General features: G+C 63.5%; 19 protein-coding genes and 1 tRNA gene. 9 read left to right on the forward strand and 11 right to left on the reverse strand.

The annotated features are described in order from the left end of the window. The first annotated feature begins 219 nt into the window (after positions 1–219). Positions 220–1,263, forward strand: a complete 1,044-nt coding sequence (locus tag ACVMIM_RS28550; protein WP_476116000.1) for a class I SAM-dependent methyltransferase — start codon at positions 220–222, stop codon at positions 1,261–1,263. A 533-nt stretch (positions 1,264–1,796) separates the two neighbouring features. On the opposite strand, the gene ACVMIM_RS28555 is transcribed toward ACVMIM_RS28550, so the two are convergent. The 3 genes from ACVMIM_RS28555 to ACVMIM_RS28565 all read right to left on the reverse strand — a co-directional run bounded on the left by ACVMIM_RS28555 (position 1,797) and on the right by ACVMIM_RS28565 (position 3,128). Next, the gene (locus ACVMIM_RS28555) at positions 1,797–2,141 is read right to left on the reverse strand and encodes a hypothetical protein (protein ID WP_476116001.1); all 345 of its coding nucleotides are present in this window, start codon (positions 2,139–2,141) and stop codon (positions 1,797–1,799) included. A 102-nt stretch (positions 2,142–2,243) separates the two neighbouring features. Continuing rightward, positions 2,244–2,320 (reverse strand) — tRNA-His (locus tag ACVMIM_RS28560). Positions 2,321–2,660: 340 nt separating this feature from the next. Further along, positions 2,661–3,128, reverse strand: coding sequence for a phasin (locus tag ACVMIM_RS28565; RefSeq protein WP_476116002.1), 468 nt, complete (start codon positions 3,126–3,128; stop codon positions 2,661–2,663). Positions 3,129–3,389: 261 nt separating this feature from the next. Here ACVMIM_RS28565 and ACVMIM_RS28570 point away from each other — a divergent pair, with 261 nt between their 5' ends. Then, complete coding sequence (locus ACVMIM_RS28570) at positions 3,390–7,439, forward strand: PAS domain S-box protein (RefSeq protein ID WP_476116004.1); 4,050 nt, start codon at positions 3,390–3,392, stop codon at positions 7,437–7,439. Positions 7,440–7,679: 240 nt separating this feature from the next. On the opposite strand, the gene ACVMIM_RS28575 is transcribed toward ACVMIM_RS28570, so the two are convergent. Next, positions 7,680–9,638: an acetoacetate--CoA ligase gene (locus ACVMIM_RS28575; RefSeq protein WP_476116006.1), complete on the reverse strand. Its 1,959-nt coding sequence runs from the start codon at positions 9,636–9,638 to the stop codon at positions 7,680–7,682. A gap of 265 nt (positions 9,639–9,903) precedes the next feature. Here ACVMIM_RS28575 and ACVMIM_RS28580 point away from each other — a divergent pair, with 265 nt between their 5' ends. Further along, a complete protein-coding gene (locus ACVMIM_RS28580; RefSeq protein WP_476116008.1) occupies positions 9,904–11,784 on the forward strand; it encodes an AsmA family protein in 1,881 nt (626 codons plus the stop codon). Between the two features lie 35 nt (positions 11,785–11,819). Here ACVMIM_RS28580 and ACVMIM_RS28585 read toward each other — a convergent pair whose 3' ends face one another. From ACVMIM_RS28585 to ACVMIM_RS28610, 6 genes are all read right to left on the reverse strand, one after another. Continuing rightward, a complete protein-coding gene (locus ACVMIM_RS28585; RefSeq protein WP_041008830.1) occupies positions 11,820–12,638 on the reverse strand; it encodes an ABC transporter permease in 819 nt (272 codons plus the stop codon). After that, positions 12,635–13,597, reverse strand: a complete 963-nt coding sequence (locus ACVMIM_RS28590) for an ABC transporter permease subunit (protein ID WP_476116010.1) — start codon at positions 13,595–13,597, stop codon at positions 12,635–12,637. The genes ACVMIM_RS28585 and ACVMIM_RS28590 overlap by 4 nt, the downstream gene beginning before the upstream one ends. A 6-nt stretch (positions 13,598–13,603) precedes the next feature. Then, positions 13,604–14,743 (reverse strand): ABC transporter ATP-binding protein, encoded by a 1,140-nt coding sequence (locus ACVMIM_RS28595; protein WP_476116012.1) that lies wholly within the window; start codon positions 14,741–14,743, stop codon positions 13,604–13,606. 82 nt (positions 14,744–14,825) lie between these two features. Then, positions 14,826–15,923 (reverse strand): polyamine ABC transporter substrate-binding protein, encoded by a 1,098-nt coding sequence (locus tag ACVMIM_RS28600; RefSeq protein ID WP_476116013.1) that lies wholly within the window; start codon positions 15,921–15,923, stop codon positions 14,826–14,828. 337 nt (positions 15,924–16,260) lie between these two features. Then, positions 16,261–17,214 (reverse strand): DMT family transporter, encoded by a 954-nt coding sequence (locus ACVMIM_RS28605; RefSeq protein ID WP_476116015.1) that lies wholly within the window; start codon positions 17,212–17,214, stop codon positions 16,261–16,263. 136 nt (positions 17,215–17,350) lie between these two features. After that, positions 17,351–18,793: a helix-turn-helix domain-containing protein gene (locus ACVMIM_RS28610; protein ID WP_476116017.1), complete on the reverse strand. Its 1,443-nt coding sequence runs from the start codon at positions 18,791–18,793 to the stop codon at positions 17,351–17,353. A 251-nt stretch (positions 18,794–19,044) separates the two neighbouring features. On the opposite strand from ACVMIM_RS28610, the gene aceA reads away from it, so the two are divergent. The 3 genes from aceA (at position 19,045) to ACVMIM_RS28625 (ending at position 21,307) form a co-directional block, all read left to right on the forward strand. Continuing rightward, positions 19,045–20,334, forward strand: coding sequence for an isocitrate lyase (gene aceA, locus ACVMIM_RS28615; protein WP_476116018.1), 1,290 nt, complete (start codon positions 19,045–19,047; stop codon positions 20,332–20,334). A gap of 55 nt (positions 20,335–20,389) precedes the next feature. Continuing rightward, a complete protein-coding gene (locus ACVMIM_RS28620; RefSeq protein ID WP_320213397.1) occupies positions 20,390–20,632 on the forward strand; it encodes an SMc00767 family acetate metabolism repressor in 243 nt (80 codons plus the stop codon). Between the two features lie 225 nt (positions 20,633–20,857). Continuing rightward, positions 20,858–21,307 carry a response regulator gene (locus tag ACVMIM_RS28625; RefSeq protein WP_476117403.1) on the forward strand — a complete coding sequence of 150 codons (450 nt, stop codon included), beginning with the start codon at positions 20,858–20,860 and terminating at the stop codon, positions 21,305–21,307. Between the two features lie 316 nt (positions 21,308–21,623). Here the strand turns inward: ACVMIM_RS28625 and ACVMIM_RS28630 are convergent, their stop codons facing one another. Further along, the gene (locus ACVMIM_RS28630; protein WP_476116020.1) at positions 21,624–22,331 is read right to left on the reverse strand and encodes an HAD family hydrolase; all 708 of its coding nucleotides are present in this window, start codon (positions 22,329–22,331) and stop codon (positions 21,624–21,626) included. 253 nt (positions 22,332–22,584) lie between these two features. On the opposite strand from ACVMIM_RS28630, the gene ACVMIM_RS28635 reads away from it, so the two are divergent. The 3 genes from ACVMIM_RS28635 (at position 22,585) to ACVMIM_RS28645 (ending at position 25,818) form a co-directional block, all read left to right on the forward strand. Then, positions 22,585–24,021: a glutamine synthetase family protein gene (locus tag ACVMIM_RS28635; RefSeq protein WP_278047738.1), complete on the forward strand. Its 1,437-nt coding sequence runs from the start codon at positions 22,585–22,587 to the stop codon at positions 24,019–24,021. Between the two features lie 44 nt (positions 24,022–24,065). Beyond that, positions 24,066–24,431, forward strand: a complete 366-nt coding sequence (locus tag ACVMIM_RS28640; protein ID WP_476116022.1) for a four helix bundle protein — start codon at positions 24,066–24,068, stop codon at positions 24,429–24,431. Positions 24,432–24,531: 100 nt separating this feature from the next. Then, on the forward strand, positions 24,532–25,818 hold the full coding sequence (locus ACVMIM_RS28645) for an NAD(P)/FAD-dependent oxidoreductase (RefSeq protein ID WP_476116024.1): 1,287 nt from the start codon (positions 24,532–24,534) through the stop codon (positions 25,816–25,818). Positions 25,819–26,061 lie beyond the last annotated feature (243 nt).

Here is a 26,061-nt window from a genome sequence, read left to right on the forward strand (position 1 = left end):
ATTCTGCCCTCACGCGGGCCGACTCCTTGGGACACCGTTGCCACGCCATCAGATGCACGGCGCAGGACAAGTTTGCATTAACTGGAACTCGGAATCCGAGCCGCGAGACGCCCAAAGATGCTAAATGGTTAACCGGAAATTAATCATATCGCTAAAATGCGTTCGGCCCGACATTGGCAAAGGGGGCATTCTACGCAATAAGTTAACCGCCTGTTAACCATGGAGCGGCGCGTGCGGACCGTCTTTGATGGCAAAAGCCTGATTACAGCCGAGATGATTGCTGGCAATCTACATCGAAAACCAGAGCCTCGTGGCGAAGCATTTGAAACCGCACGCGCCGAGCTTGCGCTCATCCTGCACGCGACCAGCCAGCAGATTGAACAAGGCAAGAACCCAGCCGAGACCGTTCGCCGCCTGCTGTCAACCCTCAATGGGCTGAGGTCCAGACTTCGCCCGGATGTCTGGCAAGCATTAATACCGGTGGCGCAAGCTCATCCGGTCCTGGAATATTTTCTCGAAGACCCGCTGACACGCTGGTCTTTCACGAAGCCCAGGGGTTATTCCGGCGACGCGCAGTTGCTCGACTACATCTATTGCGACCCTCACGTGGCCGACAGCGTGGCGAACGCCTCGGAAATTGGCAAGGCACTCTACAGCCATACTAAGAACGTGCCATCATGCATCGCGGCACGGGAGCGGCGCGATCTTCTGACCCGCTATGTCGATGAGACCGCGGCCAAGAAGGGGCCGGAAACCGAGGTGCTGGCGATTGCAGCCGGCCATTTGCGGGAGGCCAATCATTCGGCAGCGCTGGCCGAAGGCCGTCTCCAACGATGGGTTGCACTCGATCAGGATCCGCAAAGTGTCGGCCTGATCGCGCGCGAATTCCAGGGCACGGCGGTCGAGGCCATCGACGGCTCGGTAAGAACCGTGCTCACCAGGGGCCACAAGCTCGGCAAGTTCGATCTGATCTATGCCTCCGGCCTTTACGACTATCTTGCGCACAACGTCGCAACGAAACTCACGAAAACATGCATGCAGATGCTGAAGCCCGGCGGCACGTTCCTGTTTGCGAACTACGCCGAGGGCAATCCGGACGCGGGATACCGCGAAACGTTCATGGACTGGGTGCTGCTGCTGCGATCCGAGGCCGATATGTGGAACATCATCAATGCGAGCGTCGACCGCAACACGGTCGAGGCGCAGGTGTTCTTCGGCGAGAACCGCAACGTGCTCTACGGCGTGGTCGAAAAGCGCGGATAGCAAAACCGGCGGTGGCGCGAAAACGATTTCGGCGAACCGTATCGTTGAACGGCCTCGATCCGGTCGCCGCCTGGGAGGTGAAAGCGCGTCATCACCGCGCTCTGCGCAAGCGGGCGGCCTCGACCCATGTGGTGGAGGCCGTCCCGGTGCTCCGCAACCGCGCCGTTCTGATGGCCGAGGGGAGCCTGAGCCGGAGCTGGGATGCGACCCAACTGGCCGAAGCAGGCAGGGTGCCTGGCGTCGCTTTCGGGACGCCAGTATATCGAGCTCGTCGCCTCGATCCGTGGCTGCGCGCCGGACGAGCTGCCGAGCGGCGATCTCCTGGAGCGGCTCGAGCTCGGGCGCTGGATCGACCGCCCGATCGCCGAATATTCGCTTGGCACGCGAGCCAAGGCCCCGATCGTCGCAGCGCTTCTCGGCCGGCCGCCGCTTCTGATCTTCGACGAGACGCCTTCAACTCCGGGTCGCTCTTGCCAAGGCCGACGCCGGCGCCCTTCCCGACGACGCCGCCGCAAAACAGGCACCTGCGATCGTCATGTTCTCGTTGCCAGTTTCTTGGCGGCGCCAAGCAACGTGTCTTTCGCGCCGATGACGGCATCGACGCGGTTCGCGACGAGGTCCAGATCACGGGCCTGAGGCGTCTTGTACTGCTTGGTCTGGGCAATGCCCTTCAGATATGTATCCGCGAATGCCACCGACGTGCCGGCAGATAGGGTGCCGATCGTCTTGGCCTTGAGAGCTGCCTTGGCCGCGGCCAGCGCCTTGTCTGCTTCACCCGCTTTGTCGAGGGAATAGATGTTATCGTCGGCCGGCAAGGCTTTTGCGACGTCGCTGTCCTTCAATGTCGCAAAGGTGTAGCACAGCGCAGCGTATGGCACCGAAAAGCGATCACTTCCTCTCGTTTTGGAGTGATTGCGACGTGGTCGATCAGCGCAACATATTTGCCGGCGTTGAGCGCCGGTACTTACGGGAAAAAGCGATGGTACCGTTGGCTGGGCTCGAACCAGCGACCCCCAGATCCACAATCTGGTGCTCTAACCAACTGAGCTACAACGGCACGCGTGCCTGAGCTGGATCGAGGTGAAGCGTCTTTCTCCGTGATCCGCCCTGTCGTTCGGCGATGCGTCAAATACGGGCTATCGGATTCTAATTCAAGGGCCTTGATAAGGCAAAGGACGGGTTTCCTCATCCACTTTCGTCAAGGCAAAAGAAAAGGCCGGCGGGAGGAGGTGCCGGCCTTTTCCTGTTACGAGCCAGCGGGAGGAGGTGCTGGCTGGTCACCCCGGAGACGGAGGGAGGAGGTTCCACCCCGGGTATCTGGTTATTCAACCCTATCGCACGACTATTTGTCTGACGAAATGCGACGTTTTGATGCATCGCAGGGTTGTGCGCCGAAATCAGGCAGCCTTGGCGTCCTTCATCGCCTTCTCGAAGGCGCTCTTGACCGGCTTGGAGACGTCCTCGACCGCCTTGGTGGCGACGGTCTGGAACTCCTTCGCCTGCTCGACGGCCATCTCAACGCGCTTGCGCAGGAACGCGGTCTGCAGCTCGACGACTTCCGAAAGGGTCTTGGCGCCGACCAGGGCTTCGAGGTGCGAGAAGTTGGCCTCGGCATTGGCGCGGAGCGCGGCGATGGCCTTCAGCGAAACGTCGCTGGAAACAGTCCTGGCAGTCTCGTAGGTGGACTCCAGAACCTTCTGGGTCTCCTCGGCGCCGCTCTTCAGCTTGGCATAGGCTTCCTTCGACTGCTCGACGCCCTTCTCGGCGAAGGCGCGGATCTGGTCCGTGGCCTTGGAGGCGTCGAAACTGGGGAATTCGACATTTTCGATCGTCTCGGCGGCGGTCTTGGCAGTCGTCTTGGACATTTTCCAACCTTTTCGGGATAGCGGCTTTGACAGAAAGCCGTCTCGTTCATGTATGATGGCAACATAAAGGATTTTTTGTGCATTGCAACATCTTTGTTGCACCGCACCATAAAAATCTTCCCGCACGTCAGCCGCAAGGGTCGTTAACCAAGCGCCCAGAGATTTCGACCGATGCAAGCCTAGGCTTGTGGACCTCCGGGCCGCGGGCTTTTATTAACAAAGCGTTAACTGAAAATGCCGCTTCGGAGGGCCGGCCAGCGCATGCCGCCTGAACACTACTCCTTCCTCGACGTCGCCGTGCTCGACGCGGTGCGCCAGCGCTTTGCCGCGGGCGACGCGTTGGCCATTCTGTCGGCCGACCTCGAACAGGTGATCTGGGCGAACGGTCCGGGGGCGTCGGTGTTCGGTTATCCGGATATCGAAGCCATCATCGGCGCCTCGGCGCAGCTGCCGCTGATCGCCCGGCGCCAGATTATGGCGACCAGCGGTTTTCCGGAGATCGGCAGTGACCGCGCCATCACGGTGAGGCTGGCCAGCGGCATGGTGAGCCGCGCCGTCGGCTTCCTGGCCAGCGCCGTGACGATGCCTGATGGGGAGAAGGCAATCCTGCTGGCGGTGCCGGCGGCGCAGACCAATTCGCGCAGCGCCGGCGAGATCGCCAGCCGCGCCATAGGCGGTTTCACCGAACCCGCTCATTTCATCGCCTTCGTCGACGCGCATGGCGACGTCGAGGCAGCGTCGGACGGCTTCGCGGCGCTCGGTATCGAGCCGCGAACCCTGGCTGCCCTGGTTGCGGATGTGGCAAGCAGCGGCGAGCGCATCGTCAAGCGCCTCGTGCCTGGCGCCGCTACCTCCTACCCGGCCGGTTTTGCGCGGCTTACCGACACGCGCCATCTGCTGGTCGTGATCGACGAGGGCCAGCTCGACGGTGCGGACAGCGACCAACAAGATCGATCGACCGCCGACCAGAGCGATCAGGCCAGCGATCGACGGGTTGCGGCGCCGGAGACCGTTAGCGCTACGCCGCCAGGTGAAAGCCCGGCAGTCGAGCCCGAGTCCGCCCCGGACAAGCCGGTGCCGGCCGCGGCGGCTGGCGAAGAGGCCGAGCCGGCCCCAGACGATGCCGAGGGCAATGCACGACCCGGCACCGACAGCCTGACCTTGGCCGGTCAGCAGCCCACAGCCGACCATCAGGCCGACGCCGCCGACTCCAGCCAACGGGCCGGCGATGCCGGCGCCGGCCAGCACGACCATTGGTACTTCAATGCCGGCAACGAGGATGCCGGGCATGCTCGACCGGTGACGCCGGCGAAGGACGCGCCGGAAGGGACCGCTACGACCGAAGCCCATGAGCGGGATGCCGGCGAAACCGCCGCATCAGCCCGGCCGGCCCCGCCCCGCGACATCGACCGCTCCGCGCCGCCGCTGCGCTTCGTCTGGCGCACGGACGCCGAAGGCAGATTCAGCGCGCTGTCGCCTGAATTCGCCAACATCGTCGGCCAGCCTGCCGCCGATGTGATTGGCCGCCGCTTCAGGGATGTCGCCGCCACTTTCGGCCTCGACGCCTCGGGCGAAATCGCCGGCCTGCTCGACCGGCGCGATACCTGGTCCGGGCGCTCGGTGCTGTGGCCGGCGCCGGTGGCGGGAACCGGTCTGAAGATCCCCGTCGATCTGGCGGCGCTGCCCGTCTATGGCCGCAGCCGCGCTTTCGAAGGGTTTCGCGGTTTCGGCGTCGCGCGCGCGGCCGACGCCGTGGTCGATCCCGAAGCGCTCGGCATGGTTCTGGTGCCGAATGCCGCACCGACCGAGGCCACCTCCTCCGGCGGGACCGGACCGTCGGTCGAACCGCCGGCGGCGGAGCAGACGCCGCCGGAACAGCCAAAGCCCGAGGACCCATTCCGGGGCGAAGTGCCGGCGCTGACCATCGTGCCCAAGCCGGAGCGTCGCTTCGCCGACAAGGTGATAAGACTGGCCGAGCATCGCCAGCCGGCCAACGACAAGCAGCCGGGAACCGACACGCCGTCAAATCTGCGTAGCCTGTCGGTCCTCGAGCGCAGCGCCTTCCGCGAGATCGGCGAGCGGTTGCGCAAGGACAGCGCCGCGCCTGCCGAGGAACGTGCCGCCGAAGCCGACAAGCAGCCCGATGCGACCGCCGGCGGCGAGGATGCGGCGACGGTAAAACAACCGACAAGCGCATCGAGGGCCGACGCAAACCAGCCGCTTCCGCCTGACGCTGTCGAGCACGACGATTCCACGCGGGAAGCGAGCCCGGCATCCGCACCGGAAGCCTCGGAAGCCGATGACGCAAAGGTCGATGCGGAGACCGCTGAGGCGCAGACCGAGGCGGAAGATCAGGAAGACCTGGCGCGGCTCGACGGTATCGATGACACCGCCGAGACGGAGGCCGCTAGCCAGACCGGGACCTCGGCCGTTTCCGGCTCGCTGCTCAACTATGCCGATGGCGAGAAATCCGCCGACGAAACTGGGGGCGCGCCGGTTTCACAGCCCGAGCAGGCAGAGGATGCCCGGCAGTCTGCCGAACATGCTGCCGCGGAACCGCAGCCGGCCGAAGAGCTTTCGGCGCAGCAGGCGGCTGCCGGGCGGCCTGGCCTCGATGCGGCGGCCGATGACGACAGCATGACCGCCGACAATTTCCGCGATGCGCAGGACAACGAGGATTGGGCAGGCTCCGACGCGGATGCCGCCACGGCGGAAGAACAGCCGGAAGAGGCGCCGGCGCGGCCGCGCCTCGACGTGCCGCCGCTGAAACTGTCGGGTTTTGTCCCGTCCGCGTTTTCGACCGGAGAAGAGGCCAAGGCGCCCGATACATCCATCCTCGCCAAGCTGCCGGTGCCGCTGCTCATCCATTCGGGCGACGTGCTGCACTACGCCAATGACGCCTTCCTCGAACTGACCGGCTACGATGCGCTGGACGACCTCGCGGATGCGGGGGGCCTTGGCGCGCTCTTCGCCGATCCCTATGCCGAAGACACCGCGACGGACGAAAGCGACCACTCGCTGAAGCTCAAGACCCGCCAGGGCCAGGAATTCCCGATCGAGGCGCTGCTGCGCTCAGTGCCGTGGCGCGGCGGCAAGGCGCTGATGCTGGTGGTGCGGCGATCCGGCGAGGAAGACGCGGCGCATTTCACCGCCGCCAATGACGAACCGGCGCTGCAGCCGGACGTGCCGGAGCTGAAGTCACGCATCGCCGAGATGCGCACCATCATCGACACCGCCACCGACGGCGTCGTGCTGATCGGCCGCGACGGCAATATCCGCTCGATCAGCCGGCCGGCGGAAGCGCTGTTCGGTTTCGAAAGCGACGAGGTCGCGGGCAAGCCGTTCGCCTCGCTGTTTGCCATCGAAAGCCAGCGTGCGGCGCGTGACTATCTCGCCGGCCTTTCGGAGCCGGGCGTTGCGAGCGTGTTGAATGACGGCCGCGAGGTCATTGGCCGCGAGGCGCAGGGGCGTTTCATTCCGCTGTTCATGACCATCGGCAGGCTGCCCAACGACAGCGGCTTCTGCGCCGTGGTGCGCGACATCACGCAATGGAAGCGGGCGGAGGAAGACCTGACGCAAGCCCGCGCGGTGGCCGAGCGCGCCTCCTCGCAGAAGACGGATTTCCTGGCCCGCATCAGCCACGAGATCCGCACCCCGCTCAACGCCATCATCGGCTTTTCCGAGCTGATGGTGGACGAGAAATTCGGCCCGATCACCAACGACCGCTATCGCGACTACCTGCGCGACATCAACCGCTCAGGCAACCATGTGCTCGACCTGGTCAACGACCTGCTCGACATCTCGAAGATCGAGGCCGGCCAGCAGGAGATGGATTACGAGGCGGTGTCGCTCAACGACACGCTCGCCGAGACAGTGGCGATGATGCAGCCGCAGGCCAACCGCGAACGCGTCATCATCCGCTCCAGCTTCGCTTCGCGACTGCCGGAGGTGGTGGCGGACCTGAGAAGCGTGCGCCAGATCGCCCTCAACATCCTGTCCAACGCCATCCGCTACACCCAGGCCGGCGGCCAGGTGATCGTCTCGACCGCTTACGAGGCCTCGGGCGATGTCGTCATGCGTGTGCGCGACACCGGCATCGGCATGACCCAGGCCGAGATCGAGCAGGCGCTGAAGCCGTTCAAGCAGATCAATGCGCTGAAGCGCGGACGCGGCGACGGCACGGGCCTCGGCCTGCCCCTCACCAAGGCCATGGTGGAGGCGAACCGCGCCCGTTTCGCCATCACCTCGACGCCTGGCGAAGGAACCTTGGTCGAGGTCGCCTTCCCGTCGACGCGCGTGCTCGCGGAGTAGCCTGCGGGAAGGGCCACCGCCAAAGAAAAAGGCGTCCTGGAGGACGCCTTGAGAAATGGGATGCTGTCACAACGGGGGCTTGAGCTGAACCTCAGGGGCGAGGAACGGGATTTCTCCCTCAAGTTACACGCGACTATCGGGGTCGTCCCTTAACAAGTCCTTACCGGCAGCCAAAAAAATTTACGAATGTGTACCACCCATGAAATCTAGGTAAATTCGGTGGACATACTTTGTTAACCGTTAGCTCGCGAGCTGCGGCAGGTCGCGGAACAGCTCCAACGCCTCGGGATTGGCGAGCGCTTCCTTGTTCTTCACCGTGCGGCCGTGGACCACGTCGCGGACCGCGAGCTCGGTGATCTTGCCCGACTTGGTACGCGGGATGTCGGTGACGGCGACGATCCTGGCCGGCACGTGGCGCGGGCTGGCGCCGGTGCGGATCCTGGCGCGGATGAGCTTTTCCAGATCCTCGTCCAGCGTCACGCCCGCGGCCAGCCGCACGAACAGCACGACGCGGACATCATTGTCGAAATCCTGGCCGATGCAGAGCGCCTCGAGGACTTCCGGCATCTGCTCGACCTGGTTGTAGATCTCGGCCGTGCCGATCCTCACCCCGCCCGGATTGAGCGTGGCGTCCGAACGGCCATGGATGATCATGCCGCCATGGGCCGTCCATTCGGCGAAGTCGCCATGGCACCAGACATTGTCGAAACGCTCGAAATAGGCGGCGTGATACTTCTTGCCTTCGGGATCGTTCCAGAAACCGATCGGCATCGACGGGAAGGCCTTGGTGCAGACAAGCTCGCCCTTCTCCTGCCGGACAGGCTTGCCGTCGTCGTCCCAGACGTCGACCGCCAGGCCAAGGCCGGGGCCCTGGATCTCGCCCGTCCAGACCGGTTCGGTCGGCACGCCGAGCACGAAACAGGAGACGATGTCGGTGCCGCCCGAGATCGAGGCCAGATGCACGTCCTTCTTGATGCCGTCATAGACGAAGCGGAAATCCTCCGGCGACAGCGGCGAGCCGGTGGAGGAGATGGTGCGCACGCTGGACAGATCATGGCTCGCGATCGGCTTCAGACCGGCCTTGCGAACCGAATCGATGAACTTGGCCGAGGTGCCGAAATAGGTCATCTTCTCGGCATCGGCGAAATCGAACAGCACATTGCCGTCGGGGTAGAAGGGCGAGCCGTCATAAAGCAGCAGCGTCGCGCCCGAAGCGAGGCCCGAGACCAGCCAGTTCCACATCATCCAGCCGCAGGTGGTGAAATAGAACAGGCGATCGCCCTCGAGCAGGCCGGCATGCAGCCGATGCTCCTTGACGTGCTGGATCAGTGTGCCGCCTGCCGAATGAACGATGCATTTCGGAATGCCGGTCGTGCCCGAGGAAAACAGGATGTAGAGCGGATGGGCGAAGGGCAGCCGCTCGAAGCTGACGGTCTTCACCGCAAAGGGCGAGAGCGCATCTTCGAGCGCGGTGGCCTTGTCGACGGTGGCGGCCACGTCCTGAGAGGTGCCGAGATAGTCGACGATCAGCACCTTGCGCAGCGTGGCAAGCTTCGTCGCGACCGCGCGGACCTTGTCGGCCACCTCGATCGCCTTGCCGTTATACCAATAGCCGTCGGGCGCGAGGAAGACGACCGGCTCGATCTGGCCGAACCGGTCGAGCACGCCCTGCTCGCCGAAATCGGGAGAGCATGACGACCAGACAGCGCCGATCGAGCTTGCCGCCAGCATCGCGGCGATGGTCTCGGGCATGTTCGGCATCATGGCGGCGATGCGGTCGCCGGCCTTGACGCCGAGCGACAGGAAGAGCTGCTGCAGCCGCGAGGTCAGCGCATGGAGCTCGTTCCAGGAGAGCCGGCGCTCGACCTTGTCCTCGCCACGGAAGACGATGGCCTCGCCGCCGCCGGCCTTCTGCAAAAGATTCTCGGCGAAATTGAGCCTGGCGTCGGGGAAGAAGCTGGCGCCGGGCATCCGCTCGCCGTCGATAAGGTGGCGCTCGCCCTTGTCGCCGACAACCCCGCAGAAATCCCAGACCAAGCTCCAGAAGGCTTCGCGGTTGTCGATCGACCAGCGATGGAGTTCGGCATAGCCGGAGAAGGAAAGCGCAGCCTTTGCTTCCGCGGCCTTCATGAACGCGGTTAGAGGCGCTGCGTCGATGCGCTCCTGCGTCGGGGTCCACAAGGGTGTGTCGGCGGCCATGATCGCTCCTCCCAAAGCGCGTCGCGTTCGAGCCAGTTAAGCTCATCGTCGCATATGCCATCGTCCCAGAAACGGCGCGCGATTGCGGATCGGGATCGTGCAGCCCGCTTATGCATATTGCAGCGCAGCAGAGCAAGATTTTGTTCGGGCGACCCATGGTCGCCGCTGCGCAAATGCCATCGCAAGGCCATAAAGACTTGAAAAGCGTCGGCGCTCGGTTACACCCGTCGGGCGATTTATTGGCAACGAAAGCATACGGGGCGAAATGCGATCATCTCTGATCCGGCGCGGGGTGTGGGCGATCGGCGTTGCCGTGCTCGTCATCGCGCTCGCGGTCGCTGCGCTACCGCTGATCGCCTCGACCCGCATCGTGCGCGACCGCATCGCCTGGGAGTTGAGCGCCTGGAGCGGCTTCAGGGTCACAATCGACGGCTCGCCGCGCATTGAAGTGTGGCCAAAGTTCCGGGCCATCCTCAGCGACGTAACGCTGTCACAATGGACCGAGACCGAAACGCCGCCGGTGGTCGAGGCAGACCGCGTCGAAGTCGATCTCTCGGCCATGGCCGCCCTGCAGGGCGACGTCGCCTTCTCGACCGCAAGGCTGGTGCGCCCGACGATCAGGGTTCAGCGCACGGCGAGCGGCTTCTATCTGCCGCCGCTTCCGACCGGCGGGCGCATCACGCGCTCGATCGATACCGCCCGCGGCGTGGTCAGCGCCAACCCACAGAAGCCGGATCTCGGCAGATTGCCTTCCGATCCGTTCGGCACCGTCGAATTCCGCGATGGCCGCGTGGTGACTTCGATCGACGGCAAGGACACTGAAATCCTGAGCAGCCTGAACGGCCAGGTCAACTGGGAAGCGATGAACAGCGATGCATCGCTGACCGCGACCGGAATCTGGCGCGGCGAGAGCGTCCAGCTCGATTTCTCCTCCGCGAAACCGCTGGTGCTGTTTGCGGGAGGGGCAGCTCCCGTCACCCTTTCCTTCAAGGCGGCGCCCGCGACATTCTCCTTCGACGGAACGGCCTCGATGTCGGACAATGCCTATCTGGACGGCCAGGCAAAGTTCTCAGCACCGTCGTTGCGGCGCGTGCTGGAGTGGTCGCAGGCCGGCATCGCGCCGGGCGCTGCGATCGGCGCCGTCTCGGTCAGCAGCAAGGTGAACGCCTCGGCGGGGCGCGCGAAGTTCGAGAACACAACGGTCACGCTCAACAACAATCCCGGCATGGGAGCGCTGGATTTCTCCTTTGCCGAAGGGCGCCCGGTGATTGCCGGCACGCTCGCCTTCGATACGCTGGATCTGAGATCCTTCCTGTCGGCTTTCACACCTGTCGCGCCCACCGGCGAGGCCGGCCTCGGCGACATCGACACCAGCTTCGCCGACCGCATCAACCTCGACCTCAGGCTCTCGGCGGCGCATGCCAACGCGGGACCGGTGCAGCTTGCCGACGTCGCGGCAACCGCGCAGGTCAAGAACGGCCTTGCCGTCTTCGACATATCCGACGCGTCGGCCTTCAACGGCAACATCCAGAGCAGCCTGCGCTTCGACCGCAAGCCGGAAGGCACGCAGGTCGAGATGCGGCTCCTGGCGTCGGATGTGGATACGGGTGCCTTTGCCACGGCGGCGGGAATGACGCGGCTGGTGCCGGCCGGCACCGGCACGGTATCGGTGATCCTCAAGGGGCCGGGCAAGGCCTGGAATTCCATCTTCGAGAATGCCGACGGATCGTTCTCGGCGACGTTCGGGCCGGGCACGCTCAACGGGCTCGATCTGCCGGCCTTCCTCAAGCGCAACCGGCAAGGGGGTTTCTTCGCGCTCGACGACGTCGCCAACGGTTCGCTGCCGATCGACGGCGCCGAGATCAAGGCAAGCATTTCGAAGGGCGTGGCGCGCCTGGACAAGGCCGAGATCAATGCCCAGAAATACAAGATCTGGCTGTCGGGCATTGCCTCCTATGTCGGACGCGGGCTGGCGCTCTCGGGCGGCGTGGTGCCCAACGGACAACCGGCGCAGCAGCCCCAGCAAGCCAACGGTCAGGCGGCCAGCCCGCCTCCGCCGCCGCCGAACCAGTCGCTGTTCTTCGTCGGCGGCAACTGGAGCGCGCCGTTCATCTCGCCGATCGCTCCCGGCGTTTCAGGCCAGTAAGGCGGGGCGCAAACTGTCCGCGCCCCGCTCATCACTCAACCGCGCTGCGCGGCCTGCTCGTCGAGCTGGCGTTGGATCTCGCGGCGCTTGTTGGCGATCGAGGCGATGATGACGCCGATCGCCACCACCGCGATCAGGATCGTGCAGGCAGCGTTAATTTCCGGGGTCACGCCGAGGCGCACCTGGCTGTAGATCTTCATCGGCAGCGTGGTCGCGCCGGGACCCGAGGTGAAGCTCGCGATGACCAAATCGTCCAGCGAGAGCGTGAAAGCCAGCATCCAACCGGAGATGATCGCCGGCAGGATGACCGGCAAGGTGATCTGGAAGAAAGTCTTCACCGGCGGCGCGCCGAGATCCATCGCCGCCTCCTCAAGCGAGCGGTCGAAGGAGACCAGCCGCGACTGCACGACGACGGCGACGAAGCACATGGTGAAGGTGATGTGGGCGAGCGTCACCGTGAAGAAGCCGCGGTCGAGTCCGACGGCGACGAAGAGCAAAAGCAGCGAGAGGCCGGTGATGACTTCCGGCATGACAAGCGGCGCGAACACCATGCCCGAGAAAAGCACCCGCCCCCTGAAGCGTGTGTAGCGGGTCAGCGTGATGGCGGCGAGCGTGCCGAGCACGGTCGCGACCGTTGCCGAGATGACGCCGACGCGCGCCGTCACCCAGGTGGCATCCATCAGGCCCTGGTTGTGGAACAGCGACACGTACCATTTGGTCGAGAAGCCGCCCCAGACGGTGACGAGCTTGGATTCGTTGAAGGAAAAGACGATCAGAAGCACGATCGGCAAATAGAGAAAGGCAAAGCCCAGCACGATCGAGGTGATGTTGAAGCGGCTCCAGGTCGAGTTCATCTGCCCTGCTCCTGTGCCTTTGCCTGCGCCTGCTGGAAGAACATGATCGGTATTGTCAGCACCAGGAGCAGGATTACGGCCACGGCCGACGACACCGGCCAGTCGCGATTTGAGAAGAACTCGTTCCAGAGCGTCTTGCCGATCATCAGCGTCTGCGAGCCGCCGAGAAGGTCGGGAATGACGAACTCGCCCACCGCCGGAATGAACACCAAAAGGCAACCGGCGACGACGCCGGGCAGCGACAGCGGGAATGTGATCTTCCAGAAGGCGCCGGTCGGCGGGCAGCCGAGGTCCTGCGCGGCTTCGATCAGCGAATAATCCATCTTCTCCAGCGAGGAATAGAGCGGCAGCACCATGAAGGGCAGGTAGGAATAGACGATGCCGATGAAGATCGCGGTGTAGGTGTTGAGGATGACCAGCGGCTGGCTGATCAAGCCCGTGGCGAGCAGGACCTGATTGAGCAGGCCCTCGGGCTTCAGAATGCCGATCCAGGCATAGACGCGGATCAGGAACGAGGTCCAGAAGGGCAGGATCACCAGCATCAGCAAGGTCGGGCGGATCGTGGCCGGCGCGCGGGCCATGCCATAGGCGATCGGATAACCGACGATCAGCGTGAGTATCGTCGATATCGCCGCGATGATCAGGCTCGTCACATAGGCGTTGAAGTAGAGCGCATCCTGGGTGACCCAGGTGTAGTTGTCGAAGTTGAGCTCGCGGAAGCCGGCGAGGAATCCCGCGACGCCGTCCTTGAAGTCGAGCACCGGCGTATAGGGCGGCATCGAGATCGCCGTCTGCGACAGCGAAATCTTGAACACGATGATGAAGGGAATGAGGAAGAAGAACAGCAGCCAGAGATAGGGGATGATGATGACGAGCCGGTTGACGAAGCCCTTCGCCAGCCTCGCCGGCAGTGTCGCGGTTTCAGTCGATGGGGCGGCGGTCGCGGCGATATCGGTCATCTCAGCCTACCTTGTCAGCACGACGCCGGCATCGGGCCGGAAGGAGACCCAGGCGCGGTCGTTCCAGGTGAGCGGATCCTCGGTGATGCGCGAGGCGTTCAGCGCGCTCGCCCGCACGATCTGCCCGTCGTCGAGCCTGATATGATAGACGGTCATATCGCCGAGATAGGCGACGTCGTAGACCTCGCCTTCAAGCGCATTGACGGCATCGGCCGGCTTTTTCGAGGAGACCTTGATCTTCTCCGGCCGGATCGCGAAGACGATGTCGGAGCCGGCGGCGGTGTTGCCTCCATTGTCGACGACGATCTCCGCCCCGGTCGCGCCGGTGATGCGGGTCGTGCTTGCCGTGCGCTCGGCGACCTTTCCCTCGAACATGTTCACATTGCCGACGAAATGCGCCACGAAACGTGAGGTCGGCGCCTCGTAAATCTCGGCAGGCGTCGCGACCTGCATCACCTCGCCCTTGTCCATGATGGCGATGCGGTCGGCCATGGTCATGGCCTCTTCCTGGTCATGCGTGACGACGACGAAGGTGAGGCCGAGTTCCTGCTGCAGGTCCATCAGCTCGAACTGGGTTTCCTCGCGCAGCTTCTTGTCCAAAGCGCCGAGCGGTTCGTCGAGCAGCAGGACCTTCGGCCGCTTGGCGACCGAGCGGGCCAGCGCCACGCGCTGGCGCTGACCGCCGGAGAGCTGGTGCGGCTTGCGCTTGGCGAATTGCTCGAGCTTGACGAGCTTCAGCATCTCGGCGACGCGCTTTTCGATATCCGGCGCGGGCATGCCTTCCTGCTTGAGACCGAAGGCGATGTTCTTTTCCACCGTCATATGCGGGAACAGCGCGTAGGACTGGAACATCATGTTGACCGGCCGCTTGTAGGGCGGGATGCCGCGCAGATCCTGCCCGTCCAGCAGGATGCGGCCCGCCGTCGGCTCCTCGAAGCCGGCGAGCATCCTGAGCAGCGTCGACTTTCCGCAACCGGAAGCGCCGAGCAGGGCGAAGAATTCACGCTCGAAGATGGTCAGCGACAGATTGTTGACGGCGGTGAAGTCGCCGAACTTCTTGGTGACCTTGTCGAACTGGATATAAGGCTTGGCATTCGGGTCGTTCCATGGCGCGAAATCCCTGCGGATGCTGCCAAGCGATTTCATAATCCCCACTCCGTTACTTTTTTAAATTCCCCAAAAAGAAAGCGACCCCGGGCAGTTGGCTGCCGGGGCCGTCTCTCAATGCTTATTGGCCGGTGACGATCTTGGTCCAGGTGCGCGTGATGATGCGCTGTGTCTTGGGATCGTATGGCGCAACCGTATACAGCTTCTTCGTCGTCTCTTCGTCTGGATAGACCGAAGGATCTTCCAGGATCGCCTTGTCGACGAACTGCTGCGAGGCCTTGTTGCCGTTCGCGTAGAGCACATAGTTCGTCGATTTGGCGATGACTTCAGGCGTCATCATGTAGTTGATGAATTCGAGCGCGTCGGCGACATGCGGCGCGTCAGCGGGGATGGCCATCTGATCGAACCACATCTGGGTGCCTTCCTTCGGCACGGAATAGCCGATCTCGACGCCCTGCTTGGCTTCCGCGGCGCGGTTGCGCGCCTGGAAGACGTCGCCCGACCAGCCGATCGCCAGGCAGATATCGCCATTGGCCAAGGCGTTGATGTATTCGGACGAATGGAACTTGCGGATATAGGGCCGCACCTTCAGCAACGCCTCCTCGGCCTTGGAAATGTCATCGGGCGAGGTGCTGTTGGGATCGAGGCCAAGATATTTCAGCGCCGCGGGAACGACGTCGGCGGGAGAGTCCAGCACATAAACGCCGCAATCCTTCAGCTTGGCCAGCTTGTCCGGATTGAAGAAAACGTCCCAGCTGTCGATCTTGTCGGTGCCGAGCGCGGCCTGCACCTTCTTGACATTATAGCCGAGGCCGACCGTGCCCCACATGTAGTTGACCGAATATTCGTTGCCCGGATCATACTTGGCCGTGCGCTCGGAAATGACGTCCCACATGTTGGAGAGGTTCGGCAGCTTCGACTTGTCAAGCTTCTGGAACACGCCTGCCTGGATCTGGCGCGCCAGGAAGTTCGCGCTCGGCACGACGACGTCATAGCCGCTGCCGCCGGCGAGCAGTTTCGTCTCCAGGATCTCGTTGGAATCGAAGGTGTCGTAGACGACCTTGATGCCGGTCTTCTTGGTGAAGTCGTCGATGATCGAGCTGTCGATATAGTCCGACCAGTTGTAGACGTTGACGACGCGGTCCTCGGCGTGGCCGCTTAGTGTGAAAAGCGTCAGAAATGCCGACGTCGCCGAAAGCAAAAGCGCTTTGCGGATCATGGTGTTCTCCTTTGGTGAGTGTTCCCTCGCCGGCTCGTCGCGAAATGGCGGGGCGGCGTTGGCTTCAGACTATTGAGCTTTCCGGAGAGCGACAAGCGTGAACTGCCTACGCCAGGCTCTCTCATGGCATCAGGATTCGAGGCGTCCCGGCCTCCCCGGCGAGGCGCCCGGGCGGCATCAACGGCATGCACCGTGGTGTATTGAGAGCTATGATGATGCTGTCCGGCCCCGAGCAGGCCGGCGGAGACACTTGGCAAGATACGCCTGTCTTGTTGTTGCCGTGATCGCAGCCTGCCCGCCCGGCGAGTGGGTTGTCAATGGGGAACGCCGCCGATCGTCAATTGGGCGACGGCAGGCCGGTGACGCCGGGACGCGCCGGCCGTGCCTGGCGCTTGAACTCCAGGCCGATATGGACGAGCAGCGCCGTGACCACGACCGCGCCGCCGATGATGGTGCGCACCGACGGCACTTCGGAATGGACGAGCCAGACCCAGATCGGTCCAAGGATCGGCTCGAAGGTGCCGAGCAGCGCCGCGATTGCCGCCGGCACCAGCCGCGCGCCCATGGCAAAAAAGGCGAGGCCAATGCCGAGATTGACGACGCCGAAGGCGAAGAGGAAGCCCATGTCGCGCCCGGAGACCGCGAACTCAGATGCCTGTGAAGCGGCGAAAGCACCGGCGAGCAGCGCCGCAAGGCAATTGGCCGGCACCATGCGCACATGGGCAAAGCGCCGGGTGATCACGGTCGCGACCGAAAACATCACCGCGATCAGCAGCGCCAGGCCGTCGCCGATCGGCGAGACGGCGCCGCCCAGGGATTCGGAGACCATGATGGCGACGCCGGCGATGACGGCGGCAATCGCAATCCAGGTCGCCGGACCGACCCGTTCGCGAAACAGGAGCCAGGCAAGGAGAGCCGCCAGGAGTGGCACGCCGGCCTGCATCAGGAGGATGTTGGCGACCGTCGTGTAGCCTAACGCCACCACGAAGCTGGTCGAGGCGGTGGCGAAGCAGAAGGCGACGCCAAGGCCAGGCAGGCCCATGTGTCGAAAGAGCTTGAGAGTGCCGCGCCAACCGTCGCGCCAAAGCATGAATGCGATGAGAAAGGCCACGGCCCAGAGCGAACGCCAGAACACCACGGTCCAGCTGTCGCCGATATGGATGAAACGGGCGATGGTGCCGCCGAAACTCCACATCAGCGCCGACAGGAAGACCAGGAGCATGCCGATCCGCTCCTCGCGCGGCGAGACGGCGGAGGACGGGGCAACGGAGGACGAGGCGGTATCGGACATGGCAGATGACTGTCAGCGAGTTGCGTTCGACACAATGCAACAGAGACGCAAAGAACTGCGTCTCAATCGCGTAGCGCAAAGGCGCAAAACCGGCGTGATCCAGCATTCGGCGAAGCTTGGGGCACTTCGGCCGAGCTTATCCTTGGAAATCGAAGGCGCTGAGGCCCGTCACCATCTCGTCGAGGCCGAGCGGGCGCGTCACCGGCGGATCGGCGCGCGCAAGGCAGCCGACGCGCTCGCAGAGCCTGCAGGCGGGGCCTACCGGCGTGCCGAAGCCTTGCCCGGGCTTGCGGGTGGCTCCGACCGGCAGCGCCGCGCCATAGACGATCTCGTCTCGGAAGCCGATATCGCAGCCGAGCAGGAGCGCGGTGCGACGCGGCCGTTCGGAGAAGGCCCCTTGCGGACCTTCCAGCGTGCGGGCGATGCAAAGGAACTCGGCGCCATCGGGCATTTCCACCGCCTCGACCAGGATCTGGCCCGGCTGGGAGAAGGCCGCATGGATGGGAAGCTTGGGGCAGCCGCCGCCGAAGCGGCTTTGCGGATAACCCTGGCTGCCGGCTTTGCGGAAGCGGTTGCCGGCGTTGTCGACTTCCAACATGAAGAACGGCACGCCTGCTGCACCCTGCCGCTGCAGCATGGTCAACCGGTTAGCCGCTTGCTCGAAAGAGACGCCGAAGCGCGAACGCAAGACGTCGATGTCGTAGCGGGCGCGAACGGCTGCGGCGTAAAAGGCCTGATAGGGCATCATCAGCGCGTGGGCGGCATAACGGCCGAGCTCGAAGCGAGCGAGCCGGCGCGCCTCGTCGGTGCCGAGCTTCAGCGCCTGGACCTCGGCCGCGATGGCCACCGACATGCGCATGAGGCTCGCCTCCATGGCGACTTCGCGCAGCTGGTCGAAAGGCGACAGCCGCTCGGAAAGGAACAGACGCTGCGAATGACGATCATAACGGCGGCGCCAGTTGGGCATGGTGGCGACCGGCAGCACCTTGACGACGATGCCGTGCTCACGCCTCAGCCAGGCCTTCAGCGCGCCGGACAGATCGTCGCCGGGCTCGAGGACCGATGTGAAAGCCTCCGCCTCTTCTTCCAGCGAGGCGAAGTGGTTCGGGCGGCGCTCGAACACTTCATGGACTTCATCGGCGGGCAGGCGCGCGCCCGACAGAGCGGTTGCCCTGCCCTCCTTGGCCAGGAGCTGGCTGAGATCGGACAGGCGCTCGGCCTGCTCGCGATAGGCGCGAAAGAGTTTCACCATCGCCGCCGAAGCATTCGGCGCCGTCTCGGCGAGGTCGATCAGTTCCTGATCGCTGGGCAGCTCGCCGGCAAGAAGCGGATCGCTGAACGCTTCGCGCAAGGCCGCGATCGAGCCTTTTGCCTCTCCCTGAAGTTCGTGCGGATCGACCTTGTAGACAGAGGCAAGCTTGAGAATGAGCTGCACCGTCAGCGGCCGCTGGTTGCGCTCGATCAGGTTGAGATAGGAAGGCGAGATGCCCAGCCCCTCGGCCATCGCCGTCTGGGTCAAGCTCCTGGCGTTGCGCAGCCGGCGCAGCCGCGGCCCGGCGAAGATCTTCTGGTCGGCCATCCTGCCATCCTTGACAAGAATTTACATGAGCGTCGAGTCCGGCAGTCGCTTCGCCGTTTTTACAATCGTGACAAATTTACAGAGCCAGCCTGTCAATGGCAATACAGCTTTTCCTTTATTCTTCGCGGTATTTGGCGGTTTTTCTAGGCGTCTTTCGCGCTGCAATGTAAACGAAGTCACACGCAGATATCGCAAAATCGGCCTTTGCGATGCAGTGCTGATACAGTTGCCAGATGACCCCGGAGTGACCAATGACCGATTTTTACAACCTCGTCCCCTCCGCGCCGGAAGGCCGTTACGACGGCATCGAGCGCCCCTATTCGCCAGAGGATGTGAAGCGGTTGCGGGGCTCCGTGCAAATTCGCCAGACGCTGGCCGAGATGGGCGCAAACCGGCTGTGGAAGCTCATCCACGAGGAGGATTTCGTCAACGCGCTGGGCGCCATGTCGGGCAACCAGGCCATGCAGCAGGTTCGGGCCGGGTTGAAGGCGATCTATCTTTCGGGCTGGCAGGTCGCCGCGGACGCCAACACCGCCTCGGCGATGTATCCGGACCAGTCGCTCTACCCGGCCAATGCGGCGCCGGAACTCGTCAAACGCATCAACCGCACGCTGCAGCGCGCCGACCAGATCGAGACGTCCGAAGGCAAGGGGCTTTCGGTCGAGACCTGGTTCGCGCCGATCGTGGCCGACGCGGAAGCCGGCTTCGGCGGACCGCTCAATGCCTTCGAGATCATGAAGGCCTTCATCGAAGCGGGTGCCGCCGGCGTGCACTATGAGGACCAGCTGGCTTCGGAAAAGAAATGCGGCCATCTCGGCGGCAAGGTGCTGATCCCGACGGCAGCGCATATCCGCAACCTCAACGCGGCGCGCCTTGCGGCCGACGTCATGGGCACGCCGACGCTGGTCGTGGCGCGCACGGACGCCGAAGCGGCGAAGCTGTTGACTTCCGATATCGACGAGCGCGACCGGCCCTTCGTCGACTACGACGCAGGCCGCACGGTCGAGGGCTTCTATCATGTGCGGAACGGCATCGAGCCCTGCATAGCGCGCGCCGTGGCCTATGCGCCGCATGCGGACCTGATCTGGTGCGAGACCTCGAAGCCGGATCTGGCGCAGGCGAGGAAATTCGCCGAGGGCGTGCACAAGCACCATCCGGGCAAGCTGCTCGCCTACAATTGTTCGCCGTCCTTCAACTGGAAGAAGAATCTCGACGACGCGACGATCGCCAAATTCCAGAAGGAACTCGGCGCGATGGGCTACAAGTTCCAGTTCATCACGCTTGCCGGATTCCACCAGTTGAACTTCGGCATGTTCGAGCTGGCGCGCGGCTACAAGGATCGCCAGATGGCCGCCTATTCGGAACTGCAGGAGGCAGAGTTCGCGGCCGAGGCCCACGGCTATACCGCGACCAAGCACCAGCGTGAGGTCGGCACCGGCTATTTCGACGCCGTGTCGATGGCGATCACCGGTGGCCAGTCCTCCACCACCGCCATGCACGAATCGACCGAGCACGCCCAGTTCAGGCCGGCGGCCGAGTAACGGACAACAACCAGAGGAAACGCCCGCAGGGTATTTTTGATCGAGGAGAAGACCAATGGCATCGATAAGCCGCGTCAAGGAAAGGGCAGAAGAACAATCGAGCGCGATGAGCGTCGACCAGCAGGCGACGATCCGTATGCTCGCGAACGATCTGCACAGGCTCAACCAGTCGGTGATGAAAGCCGTCGAGGCCGGTGTCTCGGTGGAGCTGGTGCGTTCGGCCAGGCACCATGGCGGCGACGGCAACTGGGGAGATCTTTTGATCCCGGTGATCGTTACCCAGCAGACTCACACTTGACGCAACGTCAACAGTCTCTGCGAATGTCTCCTGCGCGCTATACGTTCGGGAGACTATCGCATTTTTTCGTTTTGCCTTCGTCGCCGGGAGGGACGACTTGCGCTGAATTCCGGAATTTCTTGCTATATTTTCGACCTTGACTGTTTCAGCTTGACACCGGCCGCGATCTCACCCAATTGTGCCTCAGGTTTCAACCCTGCATTGAACCAGAGTGCCCACCCGCCGATGTGTCCCGCCGACCGTGACGACCACTCCGAAAAACACCCGAAACCGGCAGCCCGGACTGGCGCGATCGCGGCTGACTTTTCTAAAGTGCTCGTCGTCGGAAAATCATCGATCAATCGGGTCGTGGTGTCGAAAATCGTCGAGAAATCGGGACTGAAGCCGATTTCGGAATCGCCCGAGGTCGCCGAGAAGACGCTGGCCGGGCAAATGCCCGGCGCCGTCATCCTTGACGGCGGCCCGGACAACAAGGATTGCGACCCGCTGATGTCGGCCATCGACGCGCTGCGGCGCGCTTCCGGCAAGCCGCTGCCCGCGGTGATCCTGCTTTCAACCAAGAACGGCACGCCGGAGAGCCTTGGCCTGTCGAGCGTGGTCGATGCCGTGGTTGCCAAACCGATCACGCCCGAGAGGCTGCAACCAGTGGTCGATCGCCTGGTCGGGCGCGGTTAGGGTAATTCCAGGAAAAGTGTGAGCGGTTAAGCTCGGCGACTTCGCCGTGGCTTTCCGTCTGGAATTGCATCAAAACACAGGGCGCTTCGCGGCAGACCATGCCGGAGCGCCGAGACGACGCGTTGACCTTCCGGTCCGGACCCTCGTTTCTGTAAGGGCGGCCTCAGGGTCCGATGCAAGGGCTTGTCGGCCGGTTCGTCCGCGCCGACCGCCACCCACCCGAACCGACGGCCAGCGTCCGCTCACCCGACGCCGCGGACGCATGCCGCTCGCCCACCGGAGTTTGCACGTGGCCCGGGGACGGGCCCGCGACGCATCAATCCGCCGTGGCGATGCGCTCTATCAGCGCCGGCAGCTCGCTCAGATCGGCGATCTGGCGGAAACGCGGCGCGTCGACCGGCGCCTCGGCATGCTCGGCCGCCCAGGTCAATTCATGCGGGACATAGATGCCCCAGCCGCCGGCATCGATGGCAGGCACGACGTCCGACTTCAGCGAGTTGCCGACCATCATGCTCCTTTGGGGTCCATCGCCATGGCGGCTGAAGATGCGGGCATAGGTGGCGGCGCTCTTGTCGCTGACGATCTCGACGGCGTCGAAAAGCTCGCCCAATCCCGATTGCGCCAGCTTGCGCTCCTGGTCCATGAGGTCGCCTTTGGTGATCAGCACCAGGCGATAGGCGCCGGCGAGCTTCTCGACCGTTTCACGAGCATGCGGCAGCGGCTCGATCGGATGACTGAGCATGTCGCGGCCGGCGGCCAGGATTTCGGCGATGGTCGAGGCCGGAACACGGCCTTCGGTAACCTCGATCGCCGTCTCGATCATCGACAGTGTGAAGCTTTTGATGCCGAAGCCGTAGACGCCGAGATTGCGCTTTGCCGCTTCAAGCAGGTTTGCCGAAATCCGGCTTGCATCGCCGTGCTCGGCAAGCATGGCGATGAAGCGCTGTTCGGTCATGCGGAAGAACTGCTCGTTCTGCCACAGCGTGTCGTCGGCATCAAAACCGATCGTGGTAAGAGCGGACATGGCCACCTCGTGTTCGCGAAATGATGGTGTAGACGCGTTCGCCCGGCACTGCTAGCTCCAGCTGGAGATCGGCACAGCGCGGGGGCATGCTGAATTCGTGGAAGGACGAGCTGGAAGGCTTCGTCGCGAGCGCCCGGCAAAAGCTGCAAGCCGGTTCGCAAGGAGCGGCTCCCTGGGCACGCGCCTTGCGCCTCCCCTTCCCTTCCCCCATGGCGCCCGGCTATAGTTCGAAATCCGCAACACAATCTGGTGAATGATGCCGCCTGAGAAAAAGGAAGTCCGTCCGTCAAACCGGGGGGGACGCGCCCGCACGCCTGCTTTCCTGAAGAACCAACGCGGTGTGAAGAACTGGAAAGAGGCCAGCGCATGGCTCGAATGGCGCGGCATCGAGGACATCGAGTGCATCACGCCCGACCAGGCGGGCGTCGCCCGCGGCAAGATGATGCCGTCGAAGAAATTCACCTCCAACACATCGCTGGCGCTGCCTTCGGCCGTGTTCATGACGACGATCTCCGGCGGCTATCCCGAGGACGGCAACGGCTTCCACTATCCCGAAGATGACGGCGACCTGAAGCTTCTGCCCGATCTTTCGACGCTGACCGTCGTGCCCTGGGAAGAAGACCCGACGGCGGCGGTGATCTGCGATCTCGTTCACCAGGACGGCCGCTCGGTCGAGTTCACGCCGCGCAACGTGCTGAAGCGCGTGCTTGCCGCCTATGACGAGCGCGGGCTGAAGCCGGTGGTGGCGCCCGAGATCGAATTCTATCTGGTGCGCAAGAACCCCGATCCGGATTATCCGCTGACGCCGCCCGTCGGGCGTTCGGGCCGGCCGATCGGCGGCGGCGCCGGCTATTCGATCGCTGGCGTCAATGAATTCGACGAACTCATCGACGACATCTATCACTTCTCGGAGCGGCAGGGCCTGGAGATCGACACGCTGATCCATGAAGAGGGCGCCGGCCAGCTCGAGATCAATCTGCGCCACGGCAACCCGATCGAGCTCGCCGACCAGGTCTTCATGTTCAAGCGCACCATCCGCGAGGCGGCGCTGAAGCACGAGATCTACGCCACCTTCATGGCAAAGCCGATCCAGGGGCAACCGGGCTCGGCCATGCATATCCACCAGTCGGTCGTCGACAAGAAGACCGGTCGGAACATCTTTTCCGCCGAGGACGGCTCCGAGACCGACGCGTTCTTCCACTTCATTGGCGGCATGCAGAAGCACGTGCCGAACGCGCTGGTGATGTTCGCGCCTTACGTCAATTCCTACCGCCGGCTGACGCAGCAGGCATCGGCTCCGGTCAACAACAAATGGGGCTATGACAACCGCACCACCGCCTTCCGCGTGCCGCGCTCGGATCCGGCGGCGCGACGCGTGGAAAACCGCATCCCATCCTCCGACGCCAACCCCTATCTGGCCCTGGCGGCGTCGCTGGCCTGCGGGCTGGTCGGCATAACCAGAAAAGTCAAGGCGGAGCCTCCGGTGTTGACTACGGCCAATGCCGACGAGATCGACCTGCCGCGCAGCCTACTGGAAGCGGTCGACCTGTTCGAAGGTGACAAGGAACTCGCGGCCATCCTCGGCAAATCCTTCGCCGCCACTTACGCAGCGATTAAACGGGCCGAATTCGAAACTTTCATGGAAGTGATCAGCCCGTGGGAGCGGGAGTATCTGCTGCTGAATGTGTGAGGAAAGGCAGTAGGGGAGTAAGGCAGTAGGGCAGTAGGGGGACGATGGCGAAGATCGAATCGTACAGGGATTTGGTCGTCTGGCAGCAGGCTATGGACCTCGCAGTTTCGATCTATGAAACGACAAGAGCCTGGCCGAAGGAAGAGCTCTATGGATTGACAACTCAGCTACGCAGGGCAGCCGCTTCCGTGCCTGCCAACATCGCTGAGGGCTATGGACGAGAAAGCCGAGCGTCCTATCAACAGTTTCTTAGAATTGCACAGGGATCACTCAAAGAGTTGGAAACTCACTTACTGATCGCGCAGCGCGTCGGAATCACCTCCCACGAAGCAGTCGAACCGTTAATGAAACAAAGCGAGAGCGTGGGCACACTTTTGCGGCTTCTGATCCATAAGTTGTCACCTGAATAGTCACCCTACTGCCCTACTGCCCTACTGCCCTACTGCCCTACTGCCCTACTGCCCTACTGCCCTACTGCCCTACTCCCCTACTCCCCTACTGCCGAGCATCATGCCCTACCAATCTCCCATCTCTCCCGGCCGTTCCTGGTACGAGGACACAGCAGGACCGCGTCCTGAATACCCACCGCTTGACGGCGACCGGGCCTGCGATGTCGTCATCGTAGGCGGTGGCTTCACCGGCTTGTCGGCAGCCGCGCACCTGGCGAAGGCCGGCGCGAATGTCGTGCTGATCGAGGCCTATCGCTTCGGCGACGGCGCTTCGGGGCGCAATGGCGGCCAGCTCGGCACCGGGCAACGCGCCTGGGCGGAAGAATTGGAAGCCGAATACGGCCTCACGCGCGCCAAGGCACTGTTCGACATGGCAGAAGAAGCCAAGGCGCATCTGCTCGGCTTCGCCGCCGCCAACGCGATCGACATCGACTATATGCCGGGCCAGCTTTCGGTGGCGCACAAGCGGCGTTACGTCGACGACTACAGGCGCCATGCCGAGATCATGGCGAGCCGCTTCGGCTACCCGCATGTAAGTTTCATGGACGCGGCGGAGACGGCGGAACGGCTAGGCTCGACGCGCTATTTTGGCGGTACCCGCGACACCGGCACCGGCCATATCCACCCGCTGAAGCTGGTGATCGGCACGGCGAAAGCGGCAGCGGCGGCCGGCGCGCATCTCTTCGAGCAGACGCCGTCCACCGGCATCGTTTCCAATGGCGGCAAGGTGACCGTCACGACGCCCAAGGGCACGATCACCGCCGACAGATGCCTGGTCGCCGTCAATGCCTATGGCGGCGATCTGGAGCCGGTGAGCGCGGCGCACATCATGCCGATCGGCTCCTTCATCGGCGCGACCGTGCCGCTGGGCTCGGATTCGAAAGTTCTGCCCGGCGGCGAGTCGGTCGACGATTCCCGCTTTGTGGTGCGCTATTTCCGCAAGTCGAAAGACGGCCGGCTCCTGTTCGGCGGCCGCGAGGTTTACGCCGTCAACGATCCGAAGGATATCCATATCCACATCCGCAAGCAGATCGCCGAGCTCTACCCGGCGCTGAAGGATGTCGAGATCACGCATGGCTGGGGCGGCTATGTCGGCATTACGATGCCGAGAAAGCCGTTCGTGCGCGAGGTGATGCCGAAGGTGATTTCCATAGGCGGGTATTCCGGCCACGGCGTCATGCTGTCGAACTTCTTCGGCAAGCTCTATGCCGAGACCGTTGCCGGCAACCGCGACCGGCTGAAACTGATCGAGGATCTCAAAATCCCCGCCTTTCCGGGCGGCCGCCGATTTCGCGCGCCGCTGTTGTTTCTCGCCCTCAACTGGTTCGCCCTGCGCGACAGGATTTGAAGCTGGCCGCCCGGCCGAAGCCACCGATTCGACGCCGGCGGCTTCCACGCGGCAGGTTGGGGAAGCCTTAACAGGGGCGCAGAATTTCGCAATTTGGCTCACTCATGCCATAATCAGCAGTAAAAGATGCAATTATGGGCGAAAAAGCCGGGGATTTCGCGGGCCTTTGTCCGCAATGATCTCGGGACCGATGCCGATCGAAGCCAATCATCGTGGCAATGATCGAAAGAACGTCGGCCCGCT

Source organism: Mesorhizobium sp. USDA 4413 (assembly GCF_056280365.1).

Coding starts and splice junctions, on each gene's coding strand:
- aceA (WP_476116018.1), top strand. CDS start 19,045: ATGACCGATTTTTACAACCTCGTCCCCTCCGCGCCGGAAGGCCGTTAC.
- ACVMIM_RS28580 (WP_476116008.1), top strand. CDS start 9,904: ATGCGATCATCTCTGATCCGGCGCGGGGTGTGGGCGATCGGCGTTGCC.
- ACVMIM_RS28595 (WP_476116012.1), bottom strand. CDS start 14,743: ATGAAATCGCTTGGCAGCATCCGCAGGGATTTCGCGCCATGGAACGAC.
- ACVMIM_RS28630 (WP_476116020.1), bottom strand. CDS start 22,331: ATGTCCGCTCTTACCACGATCGGTTTTGATGCCGACGACACGCTGTGG.
- ACVMIM_RS28640 (WP_476116022.1), top strand. CDS start 24,066: ATGGCGAAGATCGAATCGTACAGGGATTTGGTCGTCTGGCAGCAGGCT.
- ACVMIM_RS28635 (WP_278047738.1), top strand. CDS start 22,585: ATGATGCCGCCTGAGAAAAAGGAAGTCCGTCCGTCAAACCGGGGGGGA.
- ACVMIM_RS28610 (WP_476116017.1), bottom strand. CDS start 18,793: ATGGCCGACCAGAAGATCTTCGCCGGGCCGCGGCTGCGCCGGCTGCGC.
- ACVMIM_RS28575 (WP_476116006.1), bottom strand. CDS start 9,638: ATGGCCGCCGACACACCCTTGTGGACCCCGACGCAGGAGCGCATCGAC.
- ACVMIM_RS28585 (WP_041008830.1), bottom strand. CDS start 12,638: ATGAACTCGACCTGGAGCCGCTTCAACATCACCTCGATCGTGCTGGGC.
- ACVMIM_RS28605 (WP_476116015.1), bottom strand. CDS start 17,214: ATGTCCGATACCGCCTCGTCCTCCGTTGCCCCGTCCTCCGCCGTCTCG.
- ACVMIM_RS28590 (WP_476116010.1), bottom strand. CDS start 13,597: ATGACCGATATCGCCGCGACCGCCGCCCCATCGACTGAAACCGCGACA.
- ACVMIM_RS28620 (WP_320213397.1), top strand. CDS start 20,390: ATGGCATCGATAAGCCGCGTCAAGGAAAGGGCAGAAGAACAATCGAGC.
- ACVMIM_RS28550 (WP_476116000.1), top strand. CDS start 220: ATGGAGCGGCGCGTGCGGACCGTCTTTGATGGCAAAAGCCTGATTACA.
- ACVMIM_RS28565 (WP_476116002.1), bottom strand. CDS start 3,128: ATGTCCAAGACGACTGCCAAGACCGCCGCCGAGACGATCGAAAATGTC.
- ACVMIM_RS28600 (WP_476116013.1), bottom strand. CDS start 15,923: ATGATCCGCAAAGCGCTTTTGCTTTCGGCGACGTCGGCATTTCTGACG.
- ACVMIM_RS28570 (WP_476116004.1), top strand. CDS start 3,390: ATGCCGCCTGAACACTACTCCTTCCTCGACGTCGCCGTGCTCGACGCG.
- ACVMIM_RS28625 (WP_476117403.1), top strand. CDS start 20,858: ATGTGTCCCGCCGACCGTGACGACCACTCCGAAAAACACCCGAAACCG.
- ACVMIM_RS28645 (WP_476116024.1), top strand. CDS start 24,532: ATGCCCTACCAATCTCCCATCTCTCCCGGCCGTTCCTGGTACGAGGAC.